Raw genomic sequence first — 23056 nt, 5'->3', positions numbered from 1 at the left:
GTCCTACCTCCGAATGCCGGTGGCGAAGGGAAGGGTGTTCACGAAGGCGCGGTGGTGCTCGCGGTCGCACCATTCCAGCTTCAGGTACGACTTTCCGGCCGAGGCTCTTATCGTGCGCTTGTCGCGGGCGAGGGCGTCGGGGGAGCGCGACGAGACGGTGATGTAACCGACGAGGTTCACACCGGCGGCGCCGCTGGCGAGGTCCTCACCGCGCTGGTCGAGCCGGGAGTGCGCGGCCACGTCGCGCGGGTCGACGGTGCGGTTCATCTTGGCGGCGCGGGACGCCTCGGCCTCGTCGTTGGTCTTCTCCGTGAGCATGCGCTCGATGGCGACCTCGGTGGGTTCGAGGTCCATGGTGACGGCGACCGTGCGGATGACGTCCGGGGTGTGGACGAGCAGCGGGGCGAGGAAGTTGACGCCGACGGGGGTCATCGGCCACTCCTTCACCCAGGCCGTGGCGTGGCACCAGGGGGCGCGGGTGGAGGATTCCCGGGTCTTGGCCTGGAGGTAGGTGGGCTCCATGGCGTCCAGCTCGGCCGGCCAGGCATTGCGTTTCGTCATCGCCTGGATGTGGTCGATCGGGTGGTCCGGGTCGTACATGGAGTGGATCAGCGAGGACAGCCTGCTCTGGCCGAGCGGCTGCCGTACGCGGATGTCGGCCTCCTGCAGGCGCGAGCAGATGTCGGTGAGCTCGCGGGCCATGACGACGGCGAGTCCGGCGTCCCGGTCGACCTTTCCGCCGTGGGCGCGGGCGGCCCGGGCCATGGCGTTGGCCTCGGCGGCGAGGTCGCGGGTGTAGTGCATGCAGGCGACGAGGTAGGCGCGGTGCTGCTCGCTGCTGGTGGACACCATCGACTGGAGCTGATCGTACGACTGCTGGAGCCATGCCGGGGCTTTGTCGTCGCCGCGGACGGCGACGTCCTTGGCGTGGGCGTCCGGGTCGGCGGGGAGGGTGCGGGCGAGCATCTGGAGGCGGGTGACGAAGCCGTCGCCGTTGGCCACGTGCTTGAGCAGCGTGCCGAAGCGGTCGACGAGGGCCTCCTGGTCCTCGCTGTCGCGCAGGCCGACGCCGGGGCCCTCGATCTCGATGGCGGCGGTGACGGTCTTGCGGTCGGCGTGCAGCAGGACGGCGATCTCGTCGGGTCCGAAGGGGGCGGAGAGCCAGGTGATCCGGCCGATGCCCGGGGGCGGGCCGACCTCGACCTCACGGCCGTCCAGCCGGGTGCCCGCTTCGACGACGGCGGAGCGGTAGGTGGCTCCTTGCTTGAGGGTCCGCTTGTAGCTGCGGTTGATCTCGAACCACTTGTAGAACGTGCGGTGCTTGTACGGCACGTACACGGCGGCCAGCGCCAGCATCGGGAGACCGGCGAGCAGCACGATGCGCAGGGACAGCACGGGGACGAGGAGCCCGCACATCATGCCGAGGAACGCGCCCACGACGATCAGGGCGATCTCGCCGGTCTCGCGGTTGCGGCCGATGATCGCGTTCGGCCGGGCGCGGCCGATCAGATATGTCCGGCGGGGCGTGACCGGATGGGACACGTGAGACTCGGTCGTCAACGCCCTTCACCTCCCGTGCGATTGGTGCTGCTGTTGCGGGTGCTGCTGGCGTGGGGAGTGTTGACGGGGCTGCTCGAACGGGGTGCGGGTGCGGCGGAGGGGACAGTTCCGCCGCCGTTCGAGGTGCGCGAGCTGTGCGCGGCGACTCCGCCGGAGGCGGGGTTGCTGGGGCGGGGGGCGGAGGACTGACTGCCTCCGCCGTTGTGGTCGGCGCGGGTGCTGTGGGTCTTGATGCCCTGCGCGACCATGGTCGCCGGGGAACTGATGACGGCCGCGGCCTTGCCTTCGGCACCCTGCATGAGGCGGTTGTTGCGGGAGCCGGCGATCTCGTCGCCGAAGCCGGGGACGAAGCGGTAGATCATCGCGCTGGCGAAGATGGCGAGCAGGATGATGGCGAGGCCGGAGACGACGGCGGAGAAGGCGTCGGGGCCGTCGTCGGCGGAGAGCGCGCCGGCGAGGCCGAGCACGATGACGATCACCGGCTTGACCAGGATGACGGCGATCATGATGCCCGCCCAGCGGCGGACGTGGCCCCACAGGTTCTTGTCGACGAGGCCGGCGTAGACGACGGTGCCGAGGAGGGCGCCGACGTAGAGCAGGGCGGCGCGGATGACGAGCTCCAGCCACAGCACGCCGGCGGCGAGGATGCTGACCAGGGAGACGACGATCAGCATGATCGGGCCGCCGCCGATGTCCTCGCCCTTGTTGAGGGCCTCGGAGAACGTGCCGAAGAAGGCGTCGGTCTGGTCGCCGGTGGCTTTGGCGAGGACCTCGGTGATGCCGTCGGTGGCCGATACGACGGTGTAGAGGATCAGCGGGGTGAAGGCGGAGGCCAGCACGGTCAGCCAGAGGAAGCCGATGGCTTCGGAGAGGGCGGTGGTGAGGGGGACGCCGCGCACCGCCCGCTTGGCCACGGCCAGGAGCCAGAGCAGGAGCGTGAGGATCGTCGACGCGGCGAAGACGACGGCGTACTGCTGGAGGAACTTCGGGTTCGTGAAGTCGACGTTCGCCGTCTCCTTCACGGCATCGCTGAGCTTGTCGACGGTCCAGGAGGCGGCGTCGGCACAGCCCTTGGCGAGGGAGGAGAGGGGGTCGAGGGTGGAGGTGGGGTCCAGGCGGGAGGTGCCGCCACCCTCTCCGCCGGAGCCACCGCCTTCCTCGCAGTACTTCCGGGCAGGAGGAGCGATCAGTGAGCAGTCGCCGCTCTCGCTCGGTGTCGGCGTGGGCGCCGCCAAGGCTCGTGTGGCGAACAGTACGGCGGACGCCTGCGCGGCGGCCACGAAGCCGACGAGCTTGAGTACGCGGTGCGAGCTACCGGGCATACGTGAACCCTCCGTACTCCTCGACGGCCTTCGCCATCTCCTCGGCGCTGGAGGCCCTGTCATCGCCGGGAACGGGCGTCGGGCCGTCCTTCTGAGAGTGCGTCACGATCTTCCAGTCGCCACTGGCCCACTCGAGTTGCATGGTGATGGTGAACCAACTGTTCGTGACCGGGGTCGTGGAGTTCTCGCCCGCAAGGCCAAGCAGACCGCTGCACCAGACCTCGACGGTCGCGCTGCTGGCGGAGTACTCGGTGACCTTGGTGCCGATGGGGCTCGTCCGGGACACGAACGTGAAGCCCTCAGGCGCTGAGCCGTCCTCGGTCAGGCCGATGTTCTTGTTGAACTCGGGCGTGTACGCCTTGTCCAGTCTCGCTTCGAAGTCGGCCACCCGGGAGGGAGCGATGATGGCCCGCAGAACGGCGTCACGCTTGGCTTCGTCGAACATGTCGGCCGAGCCCAGCGCGACGGCGTAGTTGGCCGCCGCACTCTCCACTCCCTGCTGGTCATGTGCGAACCCCGATGGAGTTCCCCCGGTCTTCGCCTGTACCGGCCGCTTCCCCGAAGGTGCCGTCGACGCGGCCTCGGGCTTGTCGGTGCTGCCGCCCGCGGACGAGGAATCGCCGCCCCCCCGGTTCGCGAAGGCGATTGCCGCGATGAGGAGGACCACTACGCCGACCACCGTGACCAGGCTGCGGGACGACGAGCGGCGGCGGGGGGTGCCGTAGGGGTCGGGGCCGGTGTCGGGCAGGCGGGTGCGGGTCTGGCCCGTGCCGCCGTAGCCGCCGGAGGCCTCGTGCTCGTCACCGAGACTCATGCCGCGTACGCCCCCTCGACGTCGTGCGGAAACACCTCGTACCGGTCGTACTGCTCGTACGACGGTAGCCGTGCTGGTTCCCGCGCGGGCGCGGTGTGGTGACTCGACATCAGGGAAACGCAACCTTCGCCGGTGGGCACGACGGGCGGGTGGGGTGGAGGGGGAGCCGGGCGTGCCGGCCGGGGCGGGTGGGGCCCGGCTACACGGCCATGCCGTACACGATGGTGAAGAGCGTGCCGAGTGAGCCGATGATGAACACGCCCGTCAGGCCCGCGATGATGAGGCCCTTGCCCTGCTCGGCGCTGAAGGTGTCCCGCAGGGCGGTGGCACCGATGCGCTGTTTGGCGGCGCCCCAGATGGCGATGCCGAGGCAGAGCAGGATGGCGACCGCCATCACGACCTCGATCATCACCTTGGCCTCGTTGCCCAGGCTGCCGAAGGGGCCCCAGTCCGGAGCGATCCCGCCGATGATGGTGTTGATGTCTCCCTTATCGGCCGCAAAGAGCATGTAAGTCACCGCCCCTGTTGGGTAGTTCCGCACCCTCTGCGGTCGTGCAGAGGTCAGGCCTCATTCTCGCCGACGATGACGCTGTCGGATGTCGACTTGGCGTCATTGATTGGCGGGTTTCGTACGAATACCTTGCCACCGTTCCGCGTCGGCCCCTAAGGGAGGCGCCGGACGGTGCACGAAGGATCGTATGGTCACTCTGTGTATCACGATGGGTCACGCCGGGCAATGAGGCCGGAGCGAAACCTGTCGTGTGGTTCCGTCGTTGTGCCCTTTCATGACCTCCGTCACCTTTCCGGACCGTTTCTGACGGTCGGTCGGGTGAGTGGTCGTCCCGGTGTTCTCCGGGTGAAGGCTACCTGGCGCGGCGAACGGGCCGCGGCTGGGTTGCCGCGGCCCGTTCGCCCCCTGCCGGCCTCGGGGCCCCCACGGCCCCAGGCGGCGTTTTCCCGTGACGTTCCGTCACGAGCGGGAGGGTCAGCCGGTGAAGGCGCCGACTCCGTTCGGGGTGCCCCAGCCGGTCGGGCCGTCATAGCCCGTTCGGGCGGTGCAGAAGTAGCTGGTGGCGCAGGTGCCGTTGGTGCCGCTGGTGACGTCGTTCAGGGCGGAGGTGTTCGTGTAGGGGAACTTCGCCGGGTAGGAGCCGCTGGACGGGGTGCCCGCCAGGGCGTAGACGCTCGCGATGATCGGGGCGGAGGCGCTGGTGCCGCCGTAGGTGGCCCAGCCCTGGCCGTCGGCGCCGTAGGTGTCGTAGACGGAGACGCCGGTCGCCGGGTCGGCGACGGCGGAGACGTCGGCGATCACGCGCTTGGCGCAGCCGGTGTCGGTCTGCCAGGCGGGCTTGGTGTCGTAGGCGGAGCAGCCTGAGCCGGTGCCTTCGGTGCTGCTGGTCTGCCAGACGCTCTCGGTCCAGCCGCGGGTGGTGGAGGAGGCGGAGAGCCTGGTGCCGCCCACGGCCGTCACGTACTTCGACGCCGCGGGGTACTCGGCGCCGTAGCCCCCGTCGCCCGCGCTGACGGTGATGGCGACGCCCGGGTGGTTGAAGTACGCGGAGACGTACGTCGCGTCGGAGGAGGACTCGCCGCCGCCGTAGCTGTTGGAGACGTACCTGGCGCCCAGGCTGACGGCCTCGTTGACGGCGGTGCCCAGGTTGGCCATGGTGGCGGACCTGGCCTCGACGAGGAGGATGTGGCAGTTCGGGCAGATCGCGCTCGCCATGTCGAGGTCGAGGGAGATCTCGCCGGCCCAGCCGCTGTCGGCGGTGGGGAGGGCGGTGGTGGAGCCGGTCTGGCTCACCTTCTCGAAGCAGCCGTTGGCCGTGGTGCAGGCGGGCAGGCCGTAGTGCGAGCGGTAGGCGGCGAGGTCGGACTCGGCGTTGGGGTCGTCGTAGGCGTCGACGATGGCGATGGTCCGGCCGGTGCCGTTGCTCGCGGCGGCGGAGGTCAGGCCATAGGCGTTCCGGAGGTCGGAGGGGCCGTAGCCGGAGGGGGTGGAGGCGTCGGCGGCCTTCGGGGTGCTGCCGTCCCGCTCGGCCCGCTGCTTCTGGAAGGCGGTGAGGCCCCCCGTGACGCGCAGGGCGTTGCACGCCATCTCGCCCGTGTGCCGGGGGAGGGCGCAGGAGCGGGTCCAGGTGACCTTGGTGGGGGCGGCCTGGGCGGCCGGGGTGGCCTCCGCGTGGGCGGCGGTGGTGAGGCCGGTGAGCAGGAGCGCGGCGGTGGCGGTGACGGCGGAGCCTATGCGGCGCCATCTGCGGCGGTCGGCGGGGGTGTTGTGCGGTGTCGTGCGCAAGGTACAGCCTCCTGGCAGTGGTGGACAGAGGCCTGCGGGTGGGGATCCGCCGGTACGGTTCCCGGCGAGGGCGGCGACCCGCGACGACGATCGCTTGTTGAGTACGCGACAACAAGACGGCTTTCGGAATCCTGACCTCCGCCTTACTGAAGCGGGTGCCTGGCATACCGGCCGGTGACGGGCCGATGGCCACCGGATGGGCGCGGCTTGACCCAAGGGCTCCGGCTACAGCGGGGCTTGAGGCCGCGGCACACGTTTTTCTCACCTTCGTCGGGCACAGTGGCGCCGATGAAGCGCGTCCTCTCCATTGCCGTGGTTCTCGTCGCCCTCACCTCCGCGTCCACCGCGGTGGCCGACGACGGGGCCGGGCCCTTCGGGGTGACCGTCACCGCGGGGCAGGGCGCGGGGAGTGCGCGGGTCGGGGTGCTCGTCCCCGCTGACCGGGCGACACGGCCGGCCGGTGGGCATTTCTGTACCGCGTCCGTCGTGCGGGCGCCGTACCGGAATCTCGTCGTCACCGCGGCGCACTGCCTGGACGGGCGTGGGGAGCTCGTGTTCGTGCCCGGGTACCGGGACGGCCGTGCGCCCTACGGGGTGTGGAAGGTGAAGCGGAGGTTCCTGCCCCGCGGGTGGGTCGCGGGGCGGCGGGAGGACAGTGACGTGGCGTTCGCCGTGGTGGAGCCGCGGGGTGGGAAGGGAGTCGAGGACGTCGTCGGTGGGTACCGGATCGCCACCGGTACGGCGACGGGGGCGACGGCGGTGACCCTCACCGGATACCCCGACTCCCGCGAGACGCCCATCAGCTGCACCAACAAGCCGACCACGCACAGTCCCACCCAGCAGCGCATCGAGTGCCCGGGGTTCGCCGGCGGCACCAGCGGAAGCCCCTGGGTGAACGGGGACGGGCAGGTCGTGGGGATCCTCGGCGGCCATGACGACGGCGGGACGACGCCCGACGTCTCCTACAGCGTGGTGCTCGGTGCGGAGGTGGAGCGGTTGTACCGGGAGGCGGCGGGCGACCCGTGACGGGGCCGTGCGCCGGTTGCCCCCCGGCCGTGCCGCCCTGTGCCGCTTGGTGCACTTGGGTGTTCCCCTTTTCGCCCCGACTCTCCTCTCCGTGATCATTCCGGCGCACGGCGGCCGCCTCTACACTGACCAGGCGACGGACTCCTGGCCGGCGAGGGGCGGTTGACGGTGCGTAAGGCATGGATCGTGGCGACTGTTGCGATCAGCTCCGCCCTGGCCTTCGTGATGCTGCTCGTCGTCGGGGTCTACATCGTCGCCGGGAACCTGGCCAACGGGGTCGGCGGTGGGGCGAAAGCACTGGCCAAGGGGGCGGTGCCCGCCGCGTACTCGGCCCTCGTGCAGAAGTGGGGCAACCTCTGCCCCGCCATCAGCCCGGCCCTGCTCGCCGCCCAGCTCTACCAGGAGAGCGGCTTCAACCCGAGGGCCCAGAGCCACGCCGCCGCCCAGGGGATAGCGCAGTTCATCCCCGGTACGTGGGCCACCCACGGCATCGACGGCGACGGGGACGGGGACCGGGACGTGTGGGACCCGAAGGACGCGATTCCCTCGGCCGCCTCGTACGACTGCGAACTAGCGTCGTACGTGAAGAAGGTTGGCGGGAATCCGACCGAGAACATGCTGGCCGCGTACAACGCCGGGGCGTACGCGGTGATCAAGTACGGGGGCGTGCCGCCGTACAGCGAGACCCGGAACTACGTGAAGAGGATCACGACGCTCTCGGAGAGCTTCGCGGCGCCCGTCGGGCGGGTCGACCCCTCCGAGCAGGCCGCCGGCGCCATCGAGTACGCGCAGAAGAAGCTCGGCACGCCCTACCTGTGGGGCGGCACCGGCACCGCTGAGCAGGGCGGACGCTTCGACTGCTCGGGACTGACCCAGGCCGCCTACGCGACCGTGGGTATCAAGCTGCCGCGCGTCGCCAACGACCAGTACAACGCCGGGCCGCACCCCGCGCGGGACGAACTGCTCCCCGGTGACCTCGTGTTCTTCTCGGACGACCTCACCAATTCGCGTGCCATCCGGCATGTCGGCATTTATGTCGGAGGTGGGTACATGATCGACGCGCCGCGAACGGGTGCGGTGATCCGATTCGACCCGATCGACACTCCCGACTACTTCGGGGCCACCCGGGTGACCGAAGATGGCGCGAAAGCACTGCCCACGACGGTGTGAGCCGAGCGTGAACCCGCACCCTGAGCTGCGAAGACGTGTCTCTCTTCGATAACGTCTGCGTGATCATTCGGTGGAGTGTGGAACGTATCGACGGGGACCATGCGTTCCTGGTGACGTAGCCGAGCAGACGTGAGGAAGCACGTGTCACGCACGCGTGCAGCGGAAGCGGATCTACCACCACGGGGGTGGCGGGAGCGGCGCACACACAGGTGCGCCGGGAGAGACGACGAAGGGGCCGCAGCACCATGGCTGGACTCGCCGAATCCGGGTCGAACCCCGACGTCGACCTGCTTTATGACATCAATGGCCTGGCCAAGGACGCGCCGCCGTGGTTCGACCGGGTCATGGAGTTCGTGGGCGAGTACGGGTTGTTGCTCGCCATCGTCCTGCTCGTGCTCTGGTGCTGGTGGTCCGTGCGGCGCCGGGGCGAGGAGGACGCGGCGTCCTCCGTCGCGGCGCTGATCTGGGCGCCGCTCGCGGCGGGGATCGCCGTACTGGTCAACGTGCCGATACGGGGGTTCGTGGAGCGGCCCCGGCCGTTCCTCGACCATGAGGGTCTCGAGGTGCTCGTCAGCGGCAAGAACGACTACTCGTTCGTGAGCGACCACGCGACGATCGTCATGGCGATGGCGGTCGGGCTGTTCGTCGCGAATCGGAAGTTCGGGCTGGTCGCGTTGGTGCTGGCCGTGTTCGGTGGGTTCATTCGCGTCTACATGGGTGTGCATTACCCGACGGATGTCGTGGGTGGGTTCGCGCTCGGTACGGCTGTGGCGTTGCTGTTGTCGCCGGTGGCGATGGCGCTGTTGACGCCGGTTACCCGGGCTGTCGAGCGGTCGCCTCGGGTGGGGTGGCTTGTGCGGAGTCGGGGGCGGGGCCGCGGGGACGGTGGCAAGGAGGACGCGGTGGTTTCCGGGGCTCCGAGTGAGCGGGCCGCGGGGGCGTCCGAGCGGGACCTCGCTGCGTAGCTCACGGCCGTTGGTGCTGGGGCGGGGTGGGCGCGGCCGGGTCGGCCGGCGCTCACAGCGCCTGGGGATACGTGAAGAAGCGGGTTGGGTCGTACTGCTTCTTCAGTTTCGTCAGGCGGGTTGCCGCGTCGCCGTAGTACGCCTTGCGCCAGTTGGTCAGGGTGGGGTCCGTGTAGTTCTGGTAGGCCGCGCCTGAGGCGTGGGGGCGCATGGACTGGTGGGCCGAGGCGAGCCAGGAGCGGGCCGTGGAGCCCGACGTGCCCGGGCGCCAGGAGGCGATGTACTGGGCCAGCATGCGGGAACGGCGGTGGACGAAGGCCGTGGAGGTCGGGGAGACACGGTTCACCGCTCCGCCGAGGGCGGTGAGCGCGATGCTGCCCGTGCCGCCGCGCACCGACCCGATCTGGGACAGCAGCGTGCGGATGCCGGCCGCGGAGAGGGAGCGGTCGAAGAAGTCCGACGCCGCGGCGTACGTCTCGCGGCCCAGCGCGCCCTGCGGGGAACGGCCCGGGGTCGAGCCGGGCAGGTGGCACTGGGCGTCCGTCGGGAACGAGGAGCAGCCGGCGTAGACCTCCATCGACTCCTCGTACGAGCGCCGCCGCAGGGAGACGTTGCTCGCCGGGGCGCCGACGCGGGCGGCGAGGCGGTCGACGGCGTTCTGGAGTTCGCCGTAGGTGCCGAGGGAGAAGGCCGCGACGGAGACGGTCGGCCTGCCGCCGGCGGCGCTCGCCAGATGGAGGGACGACCAGATCTCGTCCGGCTGGGTCGGGCCCCATTCCTGCCAGGCCTTCACCACCGCGGCCGCCTTGGACCAGGGCCAGGACATGTACGCCGAGACGCCCTGCGGGGCCGGGTGGGTCTTGAAGTGCAGTTCCGTCACGACGCCGAAGTTGCCGTTGCCGGCGCCGCGCAGGGCCCAGAAGAGGTCCTTGTGCTCGCGGGCGTCGGCGGTGAGCTGCTTGCCGTCCGCGGTGATCAGCGTGGCCCGGGTGAGGCTGTCGCAGGTCAGGCCGTAGGCGCGGGAGACGACGCCGTGTCCGCCGCCGAGGGTGAGGCCGGAGACGCCGACGGTGGGGCAGGAGCCGGCGGGGATCGTGACGCCCTTCGCGGCCAGCGCGCGGTAGACGTCGATGAGTTTGGCGCCGGCGCCGATCACCGCGGTGGTGCCGGAGGCCCGGACGCGGTTGAGTTTCGAGACGTCGATGATCAGGCGGCCGTCGCCGGAGGACCAGCCGGCGTAGGAGTGGCCGCCGTTGCGGATCGCCACGCGCAGCGCGTGGGCGCGGGCGTAGGCCAGGGCGGTGCGGATGTCGTCCGGGTGGGACACGTACGCGACCGCGGCGGGCTTGAGCGGGTCGAAACGGGTGTTGTAGAGCTGCCGGGCCGTCGCCCAGTTCGTGTCGCCCGGGCGGATGAGGGGGCCGTCGAGGTCGCGGGCGAGGGCGGACCAGTTGGCGGCGGTGGCGGTCTTCGCGGTGGTGGCGTGGGTGGTGGTCGTGGCCCTGGAGCGGGTGTCTGATCGTGTGCAGGCGGTGGTGAGGGGGGTCGCGGCCGCGGCGATGCCCGCCGTGCCGACCGCGAGGAATGTGCGCCGTTCCATGGGGCCTCCCGGTGGTTCCGTCGTGGGAGACGGTGTGGTGGGGGTGAGGGTTCCATGGGGACCGCATCGCCGCGGCACGACAGCGTCAGTCGGCCACGTGCCTTTCCGCGTCCGTGCGCGCCTGGCTTCTCGCTCTTCTGGCCGGGCCGCGCCAGCCGCAGCTGCAGTGGGCCATGCAGAAGCGGCCCTTCTCCTTTGTCGTCGTGCGGTGTTCGGTGAGGTTGGGGGGAGTTTCCAGCCCGTCCTGCTGCGCCACGAGGACCACGTTACCCAGCGCGGGTAAAGGCTTCGTATGCCAGCTCCTGCGGCTCGCGTGACGGGGGCACATACCGGTCGTTAACCGGAACAACAAGGGGGCCCGTGACGGACGTACCGGCTGGGGGTAGGCAGGCGATGACTGGGCGGCAGCGGGAACGGCGGCACAGGCGGACGGGTGCGGCGGTCGTCGCGGCCGGGGTCATGGCCGGGGTGGGGCTGGGAGCCGGAGGGTGCGCGGGCGGTGACGCGGTGGCCGGGGACGATCGTGGCGGGGACGCGGTCGTCGTGCTGCACCGGGCCGCGGACCGGCTGGTGAAGGCGGGGAGTTCGAAGGCCCGTACGTCGATGGAGATGGCCGCCGGCGGGACCCGGGTGACCATCCGGGGCGCGGGCGTCTACGACTACCGGAAGCGGATGGGGCAGCTGAAGGTGCTGCTGCCGCAGGATCCCGCGGGCGCCACCGAGCGCCGGCCCATCACCGAACTGCTCGCGCCGGGAGCGCTGTTCATGAAGAACCGGGGCGCCGGCGTGCCCCCGGACAAGTGGGTGCGGGTGGACACCCGGACCCTGTCCGACGGGAACCTCGTCACCGGCGGGGCCACCGATCCGTTCGCGGCGGCCGAGGTGCTGCGCGGGACGCGGTCGGCGAGGTTCGTGGGCAGGACCGAGGTCGCGGGCACCGGGGTGCGGCACTACCGGGGCACGGCGGATCTCGGCGTTGCCGCGAAGAAGGCGTCCGAGGGCAACAAAGAGTCCCTGAACGCGGCGGCGAAAGGGTTCGCCACGGCCGAAGTGCCGTTCGACGTCTACCTCGACGACGAGGGGCGGATCCGTAAGGTCCGGCACCGGTTCAGCTTCGTGAGCGGGCAGCAGAAGAGCCCCGTGGCCGTCGCCTCGACCACGTTGCTCTACGATTTCGGGGCCTCGGTGCGCGTACGGCTGCCGGACAGCGACGACATCTACGCGGGCAAGATCGCCGAGGAGTGACCGGCGTGAACTAGCCCGTCCGTGCCATGCGCGGTGTGTAGGCCGCTCCCTACTCTAGGAAGTCGGTAACGGCAGAGATGAGGTGATGCACGTGGCTCCGGTCGGCGGTACGGCAGTTCAGGACCACGTGGCCCTCGCCGAGATCGAGCTGTGCGGAGAGCTGATCATCGCGGCCTCGGCCGCCGACGAGGACCGGCTCAGCCTGGAGAGCATCGACGAGGTGCTGAAAGTGGCCGAGGAGCGGGGCGCCTCAGCGGGCTGAGGCCGGCTCACGTCCGCAGCATGCGGGCGATCGCCTGGGTCGCCTCCTTGACCTTCGCGTCGATCTCGTCCCCGCCCTTGCCGGCGGCGTCGGCCACGCAGTGGCGCAGGTGCTCTTCCAGCAGTTGCAGGGCGAAGGACTGCAGCGCCTTGGTGGAGGCGGAGACCTGGGTGAGTATGTCGATGCAGTAGACGTCCTCGTCGACCATGCGCTGCAGGCCGCGGATCTGGCCCTCGATGCGGCGCAGGCGCTTGAGGTGCTCGTCCTTCTGCTTGTGGTACCCGTGCACGCCCCGGTCGTGGTCGGTCACGACGTCCGCTCCGGCGGTGACTTCCGTGACATCTCCGGCATCCGTTACGTCGGTCACGTCCGTCATCGCGTCCTCCTGGTGGGCTGTGAGCCGACATATACCCCTGGCGGGTATATGGTACCGAACTTTGCTGGGTATACGCCTCTTGGCCGGTGCCCCGCGCAACGGCCGGATCCGGCCCCTGGACCGCCCCCGTGTTCATCACTGTGCCTGATGGGCGACACTGGTGGGCGGCCCGATAGCCGTGGCCGGATGATGCGCCTAGCATCAGCCTGACCGAAACCGAAGCAAGCCGAGGACCCCACGTGCGCTTTCGTCTGACCCCCAGGGAGACGAGCTTCTACGACATGTTCGCCGCCTCTGCGGACAACATCGTCACGGGCTCGAAGCTCCTGATGGAACTGCTCGGGGCGGACGCTTCCGCCCGGGCCGAGATCGCAGAGCGTATGCGGGCAGCGGAACACGCAGGTGACGACGCCACGCACGCGATCTTCCACCAGCTGAACTCCTCGTTCATCACGCCGTTCGACCGCGAGGACATCTACTCCCTCGCCTCGTCCCTCGACGACATCATGGACTTCATGGAGGAGGCCGTCGACCTGGTCGTCCTCTACAACGTCGAGGAACTGCCCAAGGGCGTCGACCAGCAGATCGAGGTCCTGGCGCGCGCGGCCGAACTGACGGCCGAGGCGATGCCGCATCTGCGGACGATGGAGAACCTCACCGAGTACTGGATCGAGGTCAACCGGCTGGAGAACCAGGCCGACCAGATCCACCGCAAGCTGCTCGCGCACCTCTTCAACGGCAAGTACGACGCCATGGAGGTCTTGAAGCTCAAGCAGATCGTGGACGTGCTGGAGGAAGCGGCGGACGCGTTCGAGCACGTGGCGAACACGGTGGAGACCATCGCCGTCAAGGAGTCCTGAGCCCTTCATGGACACCTTTGCTCTGGTCGTGACCATCGCGGTCGCGCTCTTCTTCACGTACACCAACGGTTTTCACGACTCGGCGAACGCGATCGCCACGTCCGTGTCGACGCGGGCGCTGACGCCGAAGGCCGCGCTGGCCATGGCCGCGGTGATGAACCTCGCCGGTGCGTTCATGGGCTCCGGGGTTGCCAAGACCGTCAGCGAGGGGCTGATCCAGACCCCCGAGGGTTCGAAGGGGATGGGAATCCTCTTCGCCGCGCTCGTGGGTGCGATCACCTGGAACCTGATCACCTGGTACTTCGGGCTGCCCTCGTCCTCTTCGCACGCGCTGTTCGGCGGCATGGTGGGGGCGGCGCTCGCCGGTGGCACGACGGTCTACTGGCACGGAGTGCTGGAGAAGGTCGTCATCCCCATGTTCATCTCCCCGGTGGTCGGTCTGCTGGCCGGTTACCTGGTGATGACGGCGATCATGTGGATCTTCCGGAAGGCCAACCCGCACAAGGCCAAGCGGGGATTCCGGATAGCCCAGACCGTCTCGGCGGCCGGGATGGCGCTGGGGCACGGTCTGCAGGACGCGCAGAAGACCATGGGCATCGTGGTGATGGCGCTCGTCATCGCGGATGTCGAGGACTACGGCGATCCGATTCCGGTGTGGGTGAAGATCGCCTGTGCGGTGATGCTGTCGCTGGGGACGTACGCCGGTGGGTGGCGGATCATGCGCACGCTGGGGCGGAAGATCATCGAGCTGGATCCGCCGCAGGGGTTCGCGGCGGAGACGACGGGGGCGTCGATCATGTTCGCCACGGCGTTCCTGTTCAAGGCGCCGATTTCGACGACGCATGTCATCACGTCGGCGATCATGGGGGTCGGGGCGACGAAGCGCGTGAACGCCGTGCGGTGGGGTGTCGCCAAGAACATCATTCTGGGGTGGTTCATCACGATGCCGGCGGCGGCCTTGGTGGCTGCCGTGTCGTTCTGGATCGTGAATCTGGCGTTCCTGTAGATGCTGCTCGGCGCAGCCGAGTGAGTACGTGAACGGGCCCGCCCCTGGGAGTAGGGGCGGGCCCTTTTCGGCCTCGCGATGGCACCGCCATGCAGCATCGCGAGGGGTCTCGGCGGGGGTGGCTCAGCCGAAGCGGCCGGAGATGTAGTCCTCCGTGGCCTGCACCGACGGGTTGGAGAAGATGCGCTCCGTGTCGTCGATCTCTATGAGCTTGCCGGGCTGGCCGACCGCCGACAGGTTGAAGAAGGCCGTACGGTCGGAGACGCGCGCCGCCTGCTGCATGTTGTGCGTCACGATGACGATCGTGAAGCGCTCCTTCAGCTCACCGATCAGGTCCTCGATGGCGAGGGTGGAGATCGGGTCCAGGGCGGAGCAGGGCTCGTCCATCAGCAGGACGTTCGGCTCGACCGCGATCGCGCGGGCGATGCACAGACGCTGCTGCTGGCCGCCGGAGAGGCCGGAACCCGGCTTGTTCAGGCGGTCCTTGACCTCGTTCCAGAGGTTCGCGCCCTTGAGCGACCTCTCGACGATGTCGCTCAGCTCGCTCTTCTTGTAGTTGCCGTTCAGGCGCAGGCCCGCCGCCACGTTGTCGAAGATCGACATCGTGGGGAAGGGGTTCGGGCGCTGGAACACCATGCCGACCTCACGGCGCACGGACACCGGGTCGATGCCCGACCCGTAGAGGTCCTCGTCGTCGAGGAGCACCTTGCCCTCGACCCGGCCGCCGGACGTCACCTCGTGCATACGGTTCAGCGTGCGCAGGAACGTCGACTTGCCGCATCCGGACGGGCCGATGAACGCCGTCACCGAGCGCGGCTCGACGGTCATCGAGATGTCCTCGATCGCCTTGTGGGAGCCGTAGTAGGCGGTCAGTCCGCTTACGTCGATTCGCTTGGCCATGATTGCTTCACTTCCAGACAGTCAGATCAGTCGCTGTGGCCGCGTCAGCGACCGGTCTTCGGGGACTTCCAGCGGGCGATCCCGCGGGCCACCAGGTTCAGGATCATCACGAAGGCGATCAGGGTGAGCGACGCCGCCCAGGCACGGTCGTACGCCGTGACCTCGCCCGATCCGTACTGCTGGTAGATGTACAGCGGGAGCGACGCCTGTGCGCCCTCGAAGGGGTTGGCGTTGATGAACTTGCTGCCGAACACCAGCAGCAGCACGGGCGCGGTCTCACCGGCGATGCGGGCGATGGACAGCATGATGCCGGTGGTGATGCCGCCGAGCGAGGTCGGCAGGACCACCTTCAGGATGGTGCGCCACTTGGGCACGCCGAGCGCGAGGGAGGCTTCGCGCAGCTCGTTCGGGACGAGCTTGAGCATCTCCTCCGTGGAGCGGACGACGACCGGCATCATCAGGATCGCCAGGGCCAGCGAGCCGGCGAAGCCGAAGGGCTGCATCTCGAAGATCAGCATGAGGCTGAGGATGAACAGGCCGGCGACGATCGACGGGATGCCGGTCATGACGTCGACGAAGAAGGTGACGGCCCGAGCGAGATTGCCGCGCCCGTACTCCACCAGGTAGATCGCGGTGAGCACGCCGACCGGCGCGGCGATCAGCGTGGCGAGCCCGACCTGCTCCAGGGTGCCGAGGATGGCGTGGTAAATGCCGCCACCCGTCTCCGAGTCGGCGACCACGCCCATCGAGTGGGTCAGGAAGTAGACGTCGAGGACCTTCGTGCCGCGTTGGACGGTCGACCACACCAGCGAGGCCAGCGGTACCACGGCGAGCAGGAACGCGACCCACACCAGCGAGGTGACCACGCGGTCCTTGGCCTGGCGGCGGTTCTCGACCCGGGCCGCGATGACGTACGTACCGAGGACGTGCAGGAGCGCGGCGATCAGCGCCCACTGGATGCTGCTGTGCAGGCCGGCGGCGGCGCTGACGCCGATGCCGAGGGCGATGGATCCGGCGGCGATGGCCCACGGAGCCCACTTGGGCAGATGTCCGCCGCGCAAGGTACTGGGGCGCTTGGCGGCGAGGGAGGGTGCGGTGCTCATGCGTTGGCCCCCGAGTACTCCTTGCGGCGGGCGATGATCGCGCGGGCCGCGCCGTTGACCAGCAGGGTGATGACGAACAGGACCAGACCGGAGGCGATCAGCGCGTCACGGCCGAACTCGGTGGCCTCGCTGAACTTGCTGGCGATGTTCTGGGCGAAGGTGCCGCCGCCCGGGTCGAGCAGGCTGGTGTGGATCAGGAAGTCGGGCGAGAGCACGGTGGCGACGGCCATCGTCTCGCCGAGGGCGCGGCCGAGGCCGAGCATCGAGGCGGAGATGACACCGGAGCGGCCGAAGGGGATGACCGCCATGCGGATCACTTCCCAGCGGGTGGCGCCGAGCGCCAGGGCGGCCTCCTCGTGCATCTGCGGGACCTGGCGGAAGACCTCGCGGCTCACGTTGGTGATGATCGGCAGGATCATGATCGCGAGCAGGATGCCCACGGTGAGCATGGAGCGCGCGGCGCCGCCCTGCCAGGAGAAGACGCCGGTCCAGCCGAGGTAGTCGTTCAGCCAGCCGAAGAGGCCGTTCATGTGCGGGACGAGGACCAGGGCGCCCCACAGGCCGTAGACGATGGACGGCACGGCGGCCAGCAGGTCGATCACATAGGCGATGGGGCCGCGCAGCCGGCGCGGGGCGTAGTGCGTGAGGAACAGCGCGATGGCGACCGAGACCGGGACCGCGATGACCATGGCGATGATCGAGGAGACGATCGTGCCGTAGGCCAGGACCGCGATGCCGAAGACCGGCGGGTTGACACCGGTGTTCCACTCGAAGGTGGTCAGGAAGTTGCCGTCGTCCTTGCTGATGGCGAGGACGGCGCGGTAGGTGAGGAAGCCCGCGATCGCGGCCATGATCACCAGCAGCAGGATGCCCGAGCCACGGGACAGACCGAGGAAGATCCGGTCTCCGGGCCGGGTGGCGCCACGGGCCGCGCGCTTCTGCTCGGCGGTGGTCGGCTGCGTGGGTGGAGGTGCGTCAGCTATCTGTGTTGTGTCCATCGGGTTCTCCGGTCTGCGGAACCGCACGTGCTGTGCGGCCCTTGGCGGCGGTGCACCGGACGGTGCGGTCCGGTCCCGCTGGAGGGACCGGACCGCACTCAGGTCAGCTCAGGCTCTCGACGGTCGTGCGAACCTTGGTGATGATCTCTTCGGGCATGGGCGCGTAGTCGTTCTCGGCGAGGATCTTCTGGCCGTCCTCCGAGGCCGCGTAGCGCAGGAACGCCTTGACCGCGGGCAGGGTCTCGGCCTTGTTGCCCTTGTCGCAGACGATCTCGTACGTCACCAGGACCATCGGGTAGGCGCCGTCGGCCTTGGTCGCGTAGTTCAGCTTCAGCGCGAGGTCCTTGCCGGTGCCGACGACCTTGGCCTCCGCGATCGCCTTGGTGGCGTTGTCGACGGTGGCCTCGACCGGCTCGGCGGCGCCGGTGTCGATGGCGGCGGTCTTGATTCCGTCCTTGGCGTACGACAGCTCGAAGTAGCCGATCGCGCCGGCGGTCTGCTTGACCTGCGCGGCGACGCCGGAGGACTGCGGAGCGGACTGGCCGCCCTTGGCCTGCCAGGCCTTGCCGCCCTCGTAGGGGAAGTCCTTCTTGGCGGTGGCGATCAGGTACTTGGTGAAGTTGTCCGTGGTGCCGGACTCGTCCGAGCGGTGGAACGCCTGGATCTTGAGGTTGGGCAGCTTCGCGTCGGGGTTCAGCTTCGCGATCGCCGGGTCGTTCCACTTGGTGATCTTGCTGTCGAAGATCTTGGCGATCGTCGCGGAGTCCAGGACGAGCTTGTCGACGCCCGGGACGTTGTAGCCGACGGCGATCGGGCCGCCGACCATCGGCAGGTTGATGCCCTGGCCACCGGAGCAGATCTTCTTGGAGGCCGCGACCTCGTCGGGCTTCAGCGCCGAGTCCGAACCGGCCCAGGGGACCTGGCCCTGCGTGAACGCGGTGACGCCGGCACCGGAACCGCCGGCCTTGTAGTTGATCTCCACCTGGCAGGCCGCCGAGAACTGCTTCACCCACGCGTCGACCGCGTTCTTCTGCGCGGAGGAGCCGTCGGCGAGTACCTGGCCCGAGGCGTCGTCACACTTGATGTTGCTCTGCGCGGCGGCGTTGGAGGAGCCTCCGCTCGGGTTGCCGGTCTCGTCGGAGCCGCACGCCGTGAGGGCCAGGGCGCCGGAGACGGCGAGAGCACCGAGAGCGAGGGCCCGCCGGTTCATGCGCTGAAGCTTCACTTGAGTTCCTTCCAGGAGCCGCCGTCCTGAATCGGCGGCGTGCGAAGTCTGGTGACGCTGGACGAGGCCGCGCACAGCAGGCGCGGCTCGCATCTGGCACGGCCGAAATTAGACAGATCAAGTGAAGGCGCCGATGGCCACACATGAACGAGGGGTGAACCCCTGCCTAAGGTGCGGTTAGGTCACGGAACGCTTACGGGGAGAGCACGTGCGGGTTCCGCTTCCCGTACCGGAAGGGCTCAGTCCGGTCTTCCGGCCGGTTGCGGCGGGTTCAGCACGGCGAGCAGCGCGTCGATCAAGGGGCGGTCGTGGGGCTGGGTGAGGCGGGCGCGGGCGGCGAAAGGTGTCAGCCACAGCACCCGGTCCACCTCGTCCGTCGGGGAGAACGCGCAGGACATCGCCTCGGCCGCCCAGTAGCGGACCTGCTTGGGGCGGCCGTTCGCCAGGTAGTGCTGGGTGGGCAGCTCGGCGCCCGGCTCGGCCCGGCAGCCCGTCTCCTCGGCCACCTCGCGCAGGGCGCCGGCGAGCGGCTCCTCGCCGCGCTTCAGCTTGCCCTTCGGCCAGGACCAGTCGTCGTATTTCGGCCGGTGCACGAGGCAGAGCTCCAGCCCGCCGGTGACGGGGGAGCGGCGCCACAGGACGCAGCCGGCCGCCTGGACGGTGGTGTCCTCGGGGGAGCCGGAACTCACCGGGTGCTCACCGCCTCCGCCTCCTTCTGCCAGGCCTGCTGGAACGCGAAGCGTGCCGCCTCCACCTCGTGCCGCTGGTCGGCGTGGAGCACGCCGAGGGCATACGCCGTGGCCGGGGCGATACGCGGGGTACGGGCCGCCTGGGCCGCCGCTGCCGACGCCTCCGAGGCGTCGCGGTGGCGGTTCAGGGCCTGGCCGGCGGAGAGCAGGCGCAGGTCGACGACGGAGGTGCCGTCGGGTTCGCCGCGGAGCGCTCCGCGGACCGTCTCGCGGGCGTAGCGGTGCAGGCGCAGGAGCAGGCGGACCTGGTGCCAGGGGGCGTCCTGCGGGTGCGGGACCGTGTCCGGGGACAGGCCGTGGATGAGTGCGGCGGCGTTGTACGGGTGGCCCGCGGTGACGAGGGGCAGGGCGGCTACGGCGTCGGTGAGGCGGTCCTTCGCGGCGGTGGCGAGGGGGCGGAGGTCCGTGGTGGCCGCGGAGCGGGTCAGGGGGACCTCGCTGGCCAGGACGGCGACCTTGTCCGCGATGGCGTGGAAGCGGCTGGAGCCCAGGGCTTGCAGGGCTGTGGAGTGGGCTCGGGTGCGGGCGAGGGTGAGCTGGCGGTCCAGCAGGGCGCCCGCTTTCGCTGCTCCCACTGTCAGGTTGCCGCGTTCTTGTGCCGCGGCCTGGGGGGTGCGCAACCCGGCGTCGCGGGGTGCCGCTCGCTGTGGGACGGGTGCCGCCCCAGCGGCACGACTGCCCGCGGCCGAGTCGGCGCGCGCGCCCGCGGCCGGGTCGGTGCGTGTGCCCGCTGTCGCGTCCGCCCGGGCGCCGGCGGTCGCCCCTGCCGGATGGGCAGGGAGCGCCGTAGAGCCCGACAAGCGGTGCAAGGCGCTCAGTAGGCGTTCCAGGCGGGCCGTGTACGCGTGCTCCATGGCCAGGGTGCCTGAGACCCAGGCCAGTTCGGGGCGCATGCCCTCGCACCAGTCCGTGTCGAGGAGGGGCTGGAACGTGTGCAGGCCGGCGCTGATGCGGCGGGCCGAGCGGCGGAGCGCGCGGGCCGCCTCGGCGGACCCCTCCGAGCCGTTCGCGCCCGACCCCGTCTCCCGGTGCAGGCGCAGCGCGCGGAGGAACTCCGTGGCCTGGGCCCGCAGGTAGCCCGCGAGGGCGTCACCGGTGGGGGCGGGCCCGGCCATGGGGTCCGTCGGGTCAAGGTGTCGCTGTGCCACGCCGGCGCCTCCGGGCGTCTATGAGCATCTCCTGGACGTTGCGCAGGGGCTGGCCGTCCGCGTCGGTCGCATGCCGGGTCCACTCGCCGTCCGGGCCGAGGTGCCAGGAGGCGGTGGAGTCGGACATGCCGGTCTCCAGCAGCCGGTTCAGGGCTGCCCGGTGTGCCGGGTCGGTGACCCTGACCAGGGCCTCTATCCGGCGGTCGAGGTTGCGGTGCATCATGTCGGCGCTGCCGAACCACACCTCGGGCTCGCCGCCGTTGCCGAAGGCGAACACGCGCGAGTGCTCCAGGAAGCGGCCGAGGATGGAGCGGACCCGGATGTTCTCCGACAGGTCCGTCACGCCCGGGCGCAGCGCGCAGATGCCGCGCACCCACACGTCCACCGGCACACCCGCCTGGGCCGCGCGGTAGCAGGCGTCGATGATGGCCTCGTCGACCATCGAGTTGACCTTGATGCGGACGTACGCGGGCCGCCCCGCCCGGTGGTGCTGGACCTCCTTGGTGATCCGCGCGACCAGGCCGTCGCGCAGCGACTTGGGCGCCACGAGCAGGCGGCGGTAGGTCTCCCGGCGGGAGTAGCCGGAGAGGCGGTTGAAGAGGTCCGAGAGGTCCGCGCCGACCTGCGGGTCGGCCGTGAGCAGACCGAGGTCCTCGTAGAGGCGGGCCGTCTTCGGGTGGTAGTTGCCGGTGCCGACGTGGCTGTAGCGGCGGAGCGTCTCGCCCTCCTGGCGGACCACCAGCGACAGCTTGCAGTGGGTCTTCAGCCCGACCAGGCCGTAGACCACGTGGCAGCCGGCCTCCTCCAGCTTGCGCGCCCACTTGATGTTGGCGTGCTCGTCGAAGCGGGCCTTGATCTCGACCAGGACCAGGACCTGCTTGCCGGCCTCGGCGGCCTCGATGAGCGCGTCGACTATGGGGGAGTCGCCCGAGGTGCGGTACAGGGTCTGCTTGATCGCGAGGACGTCCGGGTCGCCGGCCGCCTGCTCCAGGAAGGCCTGGACGGAGGTCGAGAACGAGTCGTACGGGTGGTGCAGCAGGACGTCCCGCTCGCGCAGCGCGGCGAAGATGTCCGGCGCGGACGCCGACTCGACCTCGGCGAGATCGCGGTGGGTGCCGGCGACGAACTTGCGGTACTTCAGCTCGGGCCGGTCGAGGGAGGCGATCCGGAACAGGCCCGTGAGGTCCAGCGGACCCGGCAGCGGGTACACCTCGGCCTCGCTGATCTTCAGCTCGCGCACCAGCAGGTCCAGGACCTCGCGGTCGATGGACTCCTCGACCTCCAGGCGCACCGGCGGCCCGAAGCGGCGCCGCATGAGCTCCTTCTCCAGGGCCTGGAGCAGGTTCTCGGCGTCGTCCTCCTCGACCTCCAGGTCCTCGTTCCTGGTGAGGCGGAAGGCGTGGTGCTCCAGGACCTCCATGCCCGGGAACAGCTCCTCCAGGTGGGCGGCGATGACGTCCTCGATGGGGACGTAGCGGCCCGGGGAGCTCTCCAGGAAGCGGGACAGCAGCGGCGGCACCTTGACGCGGGCGAAGTGCTTGTGGCCCGTGACGGGGTTCCGTACGACGACGGCCAGGTTCAGGGACAGGCCGGAGATGTACGGGAAGGGGTGGGCCGGGTCGACCGCCAGCGGGGTCAGCACGGGGAAGATCTGGTGCCGGAACAGAGTGAACAGGCGGGCCTGCTCCTTTTCCTGGAGCTCGCTCCAGCGGACCAGGTGGATGCCCTCCTCCGCGAGTGCGGGGGCGACGTCCTCGTGGTAGCAGGCGGCGTGCCGGGCCATGAGCTCGCGGGAGCGGGCCCAGATCATCTCCAGTACCTCGCGGGGCTGGAGGCCGGAGGCGGAGCGGGTGGCCACGCCGGTGGCGATACGGCGCTTCAGACCGGCGACCCGGACCATGAAGAACTCGTCCAGGTTGCTGGCGAAGATCGCGAGGAAGTTGGCCCGCTCCAGCAGCGGCGTGTTCGGGTCCTCGGCGAGTTCGAGAACGCGCTCGTTGAACGCCAGCCAGCTGCGCTCCCGGTCGAGGAAACGTCCCTGCGGCAGCTGGGGTCCGTCGTACGGCGACTCCTCGTACGCGTCGAGGTCGGCGTCGATGTCGGGTTCGAGGTCGGAGACGGCTGCCGCGATGGTGTGCGGGCGGTGGGCCGCTATGGAGCCCACGGAGGGCTGCGCGTGCTGGACCTGTGCCTGGGTGTTCGGCTGGCTCATGGACCCATTCTTCCGCGCCGCGAGCATCACGGGCGCGTCGGACAGCGCGGGCGGGAGCGGGGGCGTCACATGAGTGTTCCCGTTCCTCCCAGGCCCCTCTCGGGGCGGTGAAGGCTCTGGCACGGCGGGAGTCATTGGCCGAGCCTCGCAAGCCCGTCTGAATCGATGGTTACGGAGACATGACGTGTGGGATAGCGCAGGGCGGCTCGCGGGGGTGTG

21 protein-coding genes are annotated in these 23056 nt (G+C 69.9%); 7 read left to right on the top strand and 14 right to left on the bottom strand.

All coding sequences use genetic code 11. The annotated features are described in order from the left end of the window. Nucleotides 1-3: 3 nt before the first annotated feature. From HDA41_RS18760 to HDA41_RS18740, 5 genes are all read right to left on the bottom strand, one after another. On the bottom strand, nt 4-1560 hold the full coding sequence (locus tag HDA41_RS18760; RefSeq protein ID WP_184985412.1) for an SCO6880 family protein: 1557 nt from the start codon (nt 1558-1560) through the stop codon (nt 4-6). Next, on the bottom strand, nt 1557-2882 hold the full coding sequence (locus tag HDA41_RS18755) for a hypothetical protein (RefSeq protein ID WP_184985410.1): 1326 nt from the start codon (nt 2880-2882) through the stop codon (nt 1557-1559). Before HDA41_RS18755 ends, HDA41_RS18760 begins: the two co-directional genes overlap by 4 nt. Next, on the bottom strand, nt 2872-3696 hold the full coding sequence (locus tag HDA41_RS18750; RefSeq protein ID WP_184985408.1) for a DUF8175 domain-containg protein: 825 nt from the start codon (nt 3694-3696) through the stop codon (nt 2872-2874). Before HDA41_RS18750 ends, HDA41_RS18755 begins: the two co-directional genes overlap by 11 nt. A gap of 199 nt (nt 3697-3895) precedes the next feature. Further along, on the bottom strand, nt 3896-4204 hold the full coding sequence (locus tag HDA41_RS18745) for a DUF8827 family protein (protein WP_003991275.1): 309 nt from the start codon (nt 4202-4204) through the stop codon (nt 3896-3898). Between the two features lie 477 nt (nt 4205-4681). Beyond that, complete coding sequence (locus HDA41_RS18740; RefSeq protein WP_184985406.1) at nt 4682-5992, bottom strand: S53 family peptidase; 1311 nt, start codon at nt 5990-5992, stop codon at nt 4682-4684. A gap of 288 nt (nt 5993-6280) precedes the next feature. On the opposite strand from HDA41_RS18740, the gene HDA41_RS18735 reads away from it, so the two are divergent. The 3 genes from HDA41_RS18735 (at nt 6281) to HDA41_RS18725 (ending at nt 9153) form a co-directional block, all read left to right on the top strand. After that, entirely contained in the window at nt 6281-7018 is a 738-nt protein-coding gene (locus tag HDA41_RS18735; RefSeq protein WP_184985404.1) for a trypsin-like peptidase domain-containing protein, read from the top strand. Nucleotides 7019-7186: 168 nt separating this feature from the next. Beyond that, the gene (locus HDA41_RS18730; protein ID WP_184985402.1) at nt 7187-8188 is read left to right on the top strand and encodes a bifunctional lytic transglycosylase/C40 family peptidase; all 1002 of its coding nucleotides are present in this window, start codon (nt 7187-7189) and stop codon (nt 8186-8188) included. A gap of 245 nt (nt 8189-8433) precedes the next feature. Further along, nucleotides 8434-9153, top strand: a complete 720-nt coding sequence (locus HDA41_RS18725; RefSeq protein WP_184985400.1) for a phosphatase PAP2 family protein — start codon at nt 8434-8436, stop codon at nt 9151-9153. Between the two features lie 52 nt (nt 9154-9205). Here HDA41_RS18725 and HDA41_RS18720 read toward each other — a convergent pair whose 3' ends face one another. Further along, entirely contained in the window at nt 9206-10753 is a 1548-nt protein-coding gene (locus tag HDA41_RS18720; protein WP_184985399.1) for an FAD-binding oxidoreductase, read from the bottom strand. A gap of 393 nt (nt 10754-11146) precedes the next feature. Between HDA41_RS18720 and HDA41_RS18715 the strand changes: the two genes are divergently transcribed. Together HDA41_RS18715 and HDA41_RS18710 are read left to right on the top strand one after the other, a co-directional pair. Then, nucleotides 11147-11998 carry an SCO4651 family lipoprotein gene (locus HDA41_RS18715; RefSeq protein WP_184985396.1) on the top strand — a complete coding sequence of 284 codons (852 nt, stop codon included), beginning with the start codon at nt 11147-11149 and terminating at the stop codon, nt 11996-11998. A 91-nt stretch (nt 11999-12089) separates the two neighbouring features. Further along, entirely contained in the window at nt 12090-12260 is a 171-nt protein-coding gene (locus HDA41_RS18710; RefSeq protein ID WP_184994178.1) for a hypothetical protein, read from the top strand. A gap of 7 nt (nt 12261-12267) precedes the next feature. Here HDA41_RS18710 and HDA41_RS18705 read toward each other — a convergent pair whose 3' ends face one another. After that, nucleotides 12268-12636, bottom strand: coding sequence for a metal-sensitive transcriptional regulator (locus tag HDA41_RS18705; RefSeq protein WP_221511557.1), 369 nt, complete (start codon nt 12634-12636; stop codon nt 12268-12270). Between the two features lie 239 nt (nt 12637-12875). Here HDA41_RS18705 and HDA41_RS18700 point away from each other — a divergent pair, with 239 nt between their 5' ends. Both HDA41_RS18700 and HDA41_RS18695 read left to right on the top strand, forming a co-directional pair. Further along, nucleotides 12876-13496, top strand: coding sequence for a DUF47 domain-containing protein (locus HDA41_RS18700; RefSeq protein ID WP_059418711.1), 621 nt, complete (start codon nt 12876-12878; stop codon nt 13494-13496). A gap of 7 nt (nt 13497-13503) precedes the next feature. Then, complete coding sequence (locus HDA41_RS18695) at nt 13504-14502, top strand: inorganic phosphate transporter (RefSeq protein ID WP_184985394.1); 999 nt, start codon at nt 13504-13506, stop codon at nt 14500-14502. Between the two features lie 123 nt (nt 14503-14625). Here HDA41_RS18695 and pstB read toward each other — a convergent pair whose 3' ends face one another. From pstB to HDA41_RS18660, 7 genes are all read right to left on the bottom strand, one after another. Then, the gene (gene pstB / locus HDA41_RS18690) at nt 14626-15402 is read right to left on the bottom strand and encodes a phosphate ABC transporter ATP-binding protein PstB (protein WP_184985392.1); all 777 of its coding nucleotides are present in this window, start codon (nt 15400-15402) and stop codon (nt 14626-14628) included. Between the two features lie 44 nt (nt 15403-15446). Continuing rightward, entirely contained in the window at nt 15447-16505 is a 1059-nt protein-coding gene (pstA, locus tag HDA41_RS18685) for a phosphate ABC transporter permease PstA (RefSeq protein WP_184985390.1), read from the bottom strand. Beyond that, the gene (pstC, locus tag HDA41_RS18680) at nt 16502-17503 is read right to left on the bottom strand and encodes a phosphate ABC transporter permease subunit PstC (RefSeq protein WP_059418716.1); all 1002 of its coding nucleotides are present in this window, start codon (nt 17501-17503) and stop codon (nt 16502-16504) included. Before pstC ends, pstA begins: the two co-directional genes overlap by 4 nt. A gap of 103 nt (nt 17504-17606) precedes the next feature. Continuing rightward, nucleotides 17607-18728: a phosphate ABC transporter substrate-binding protein PstS gene (gene pstS / locus HDA41_RS18675; RefSeq protein WP_184985388.1), complete on the bottom strand. Its 1122-nt coding sequence runs from the start codon at nt 18726-18728 to the stop codon at nt 17607-17609. A gap of 239 nt (nt 18729-18967) precedes the next feature. After that, nucleotides 18968-19417, bottom strand: coding sequence for an NUDIX hydrolase (locus HDA41_RS18670; RefSeq protein WP_184985386.1), 450 nt, complete (start codon nt 19415-19417; stop codon nt 18968-18970). Continuing rightward, nucleotides 19414-20625, bottom strand: a complete 1212-nt coding sequence (locus HDA41_RS18665; protein WP_184985384.1) for a CHAD domain-containing protein — start codon at nt 20623-20625, stop codon at nt 19414-19416. The genes HDA41_RS18670 and HDA41_RS18665 overlap by 4 nt, the downstream gene beginning before the upstream one ends. After that, nucleotides 20606-22972 carry an RNA degradosome polyphosphate kinase gene (locus tag HDA41_RS18660; protein WP_184985382.1) on the bottom strand — a complete coding sequence of 789 codons (2367 nt, stop codon included), beginning with the start codon at nt 22970-22972 and terminating at the stop codon, nt 20606-20608. The genes HDA41_RS18665 and HDA41_RS18660 overlap by 20 nt, the downstream gene beginning before the upstream one ends. Nucleotides 22973-23056: the final 84 nt, after the last annotated feature.

Origin of the sequence: Streptomyces caelestis, assembly GCF_014205255.1 — a bacterium.
Lineage (GTDB): Bacteria > Actinomycetota > Actinomycetes > Streptomycetales > Streptomycetaceae > Streptomyces > Streptomyces caelestis.
Note: the sequence above shows the minus strand (reverse complement) of the source record. Positions and strands in the feature narration are given on the sequence as shown.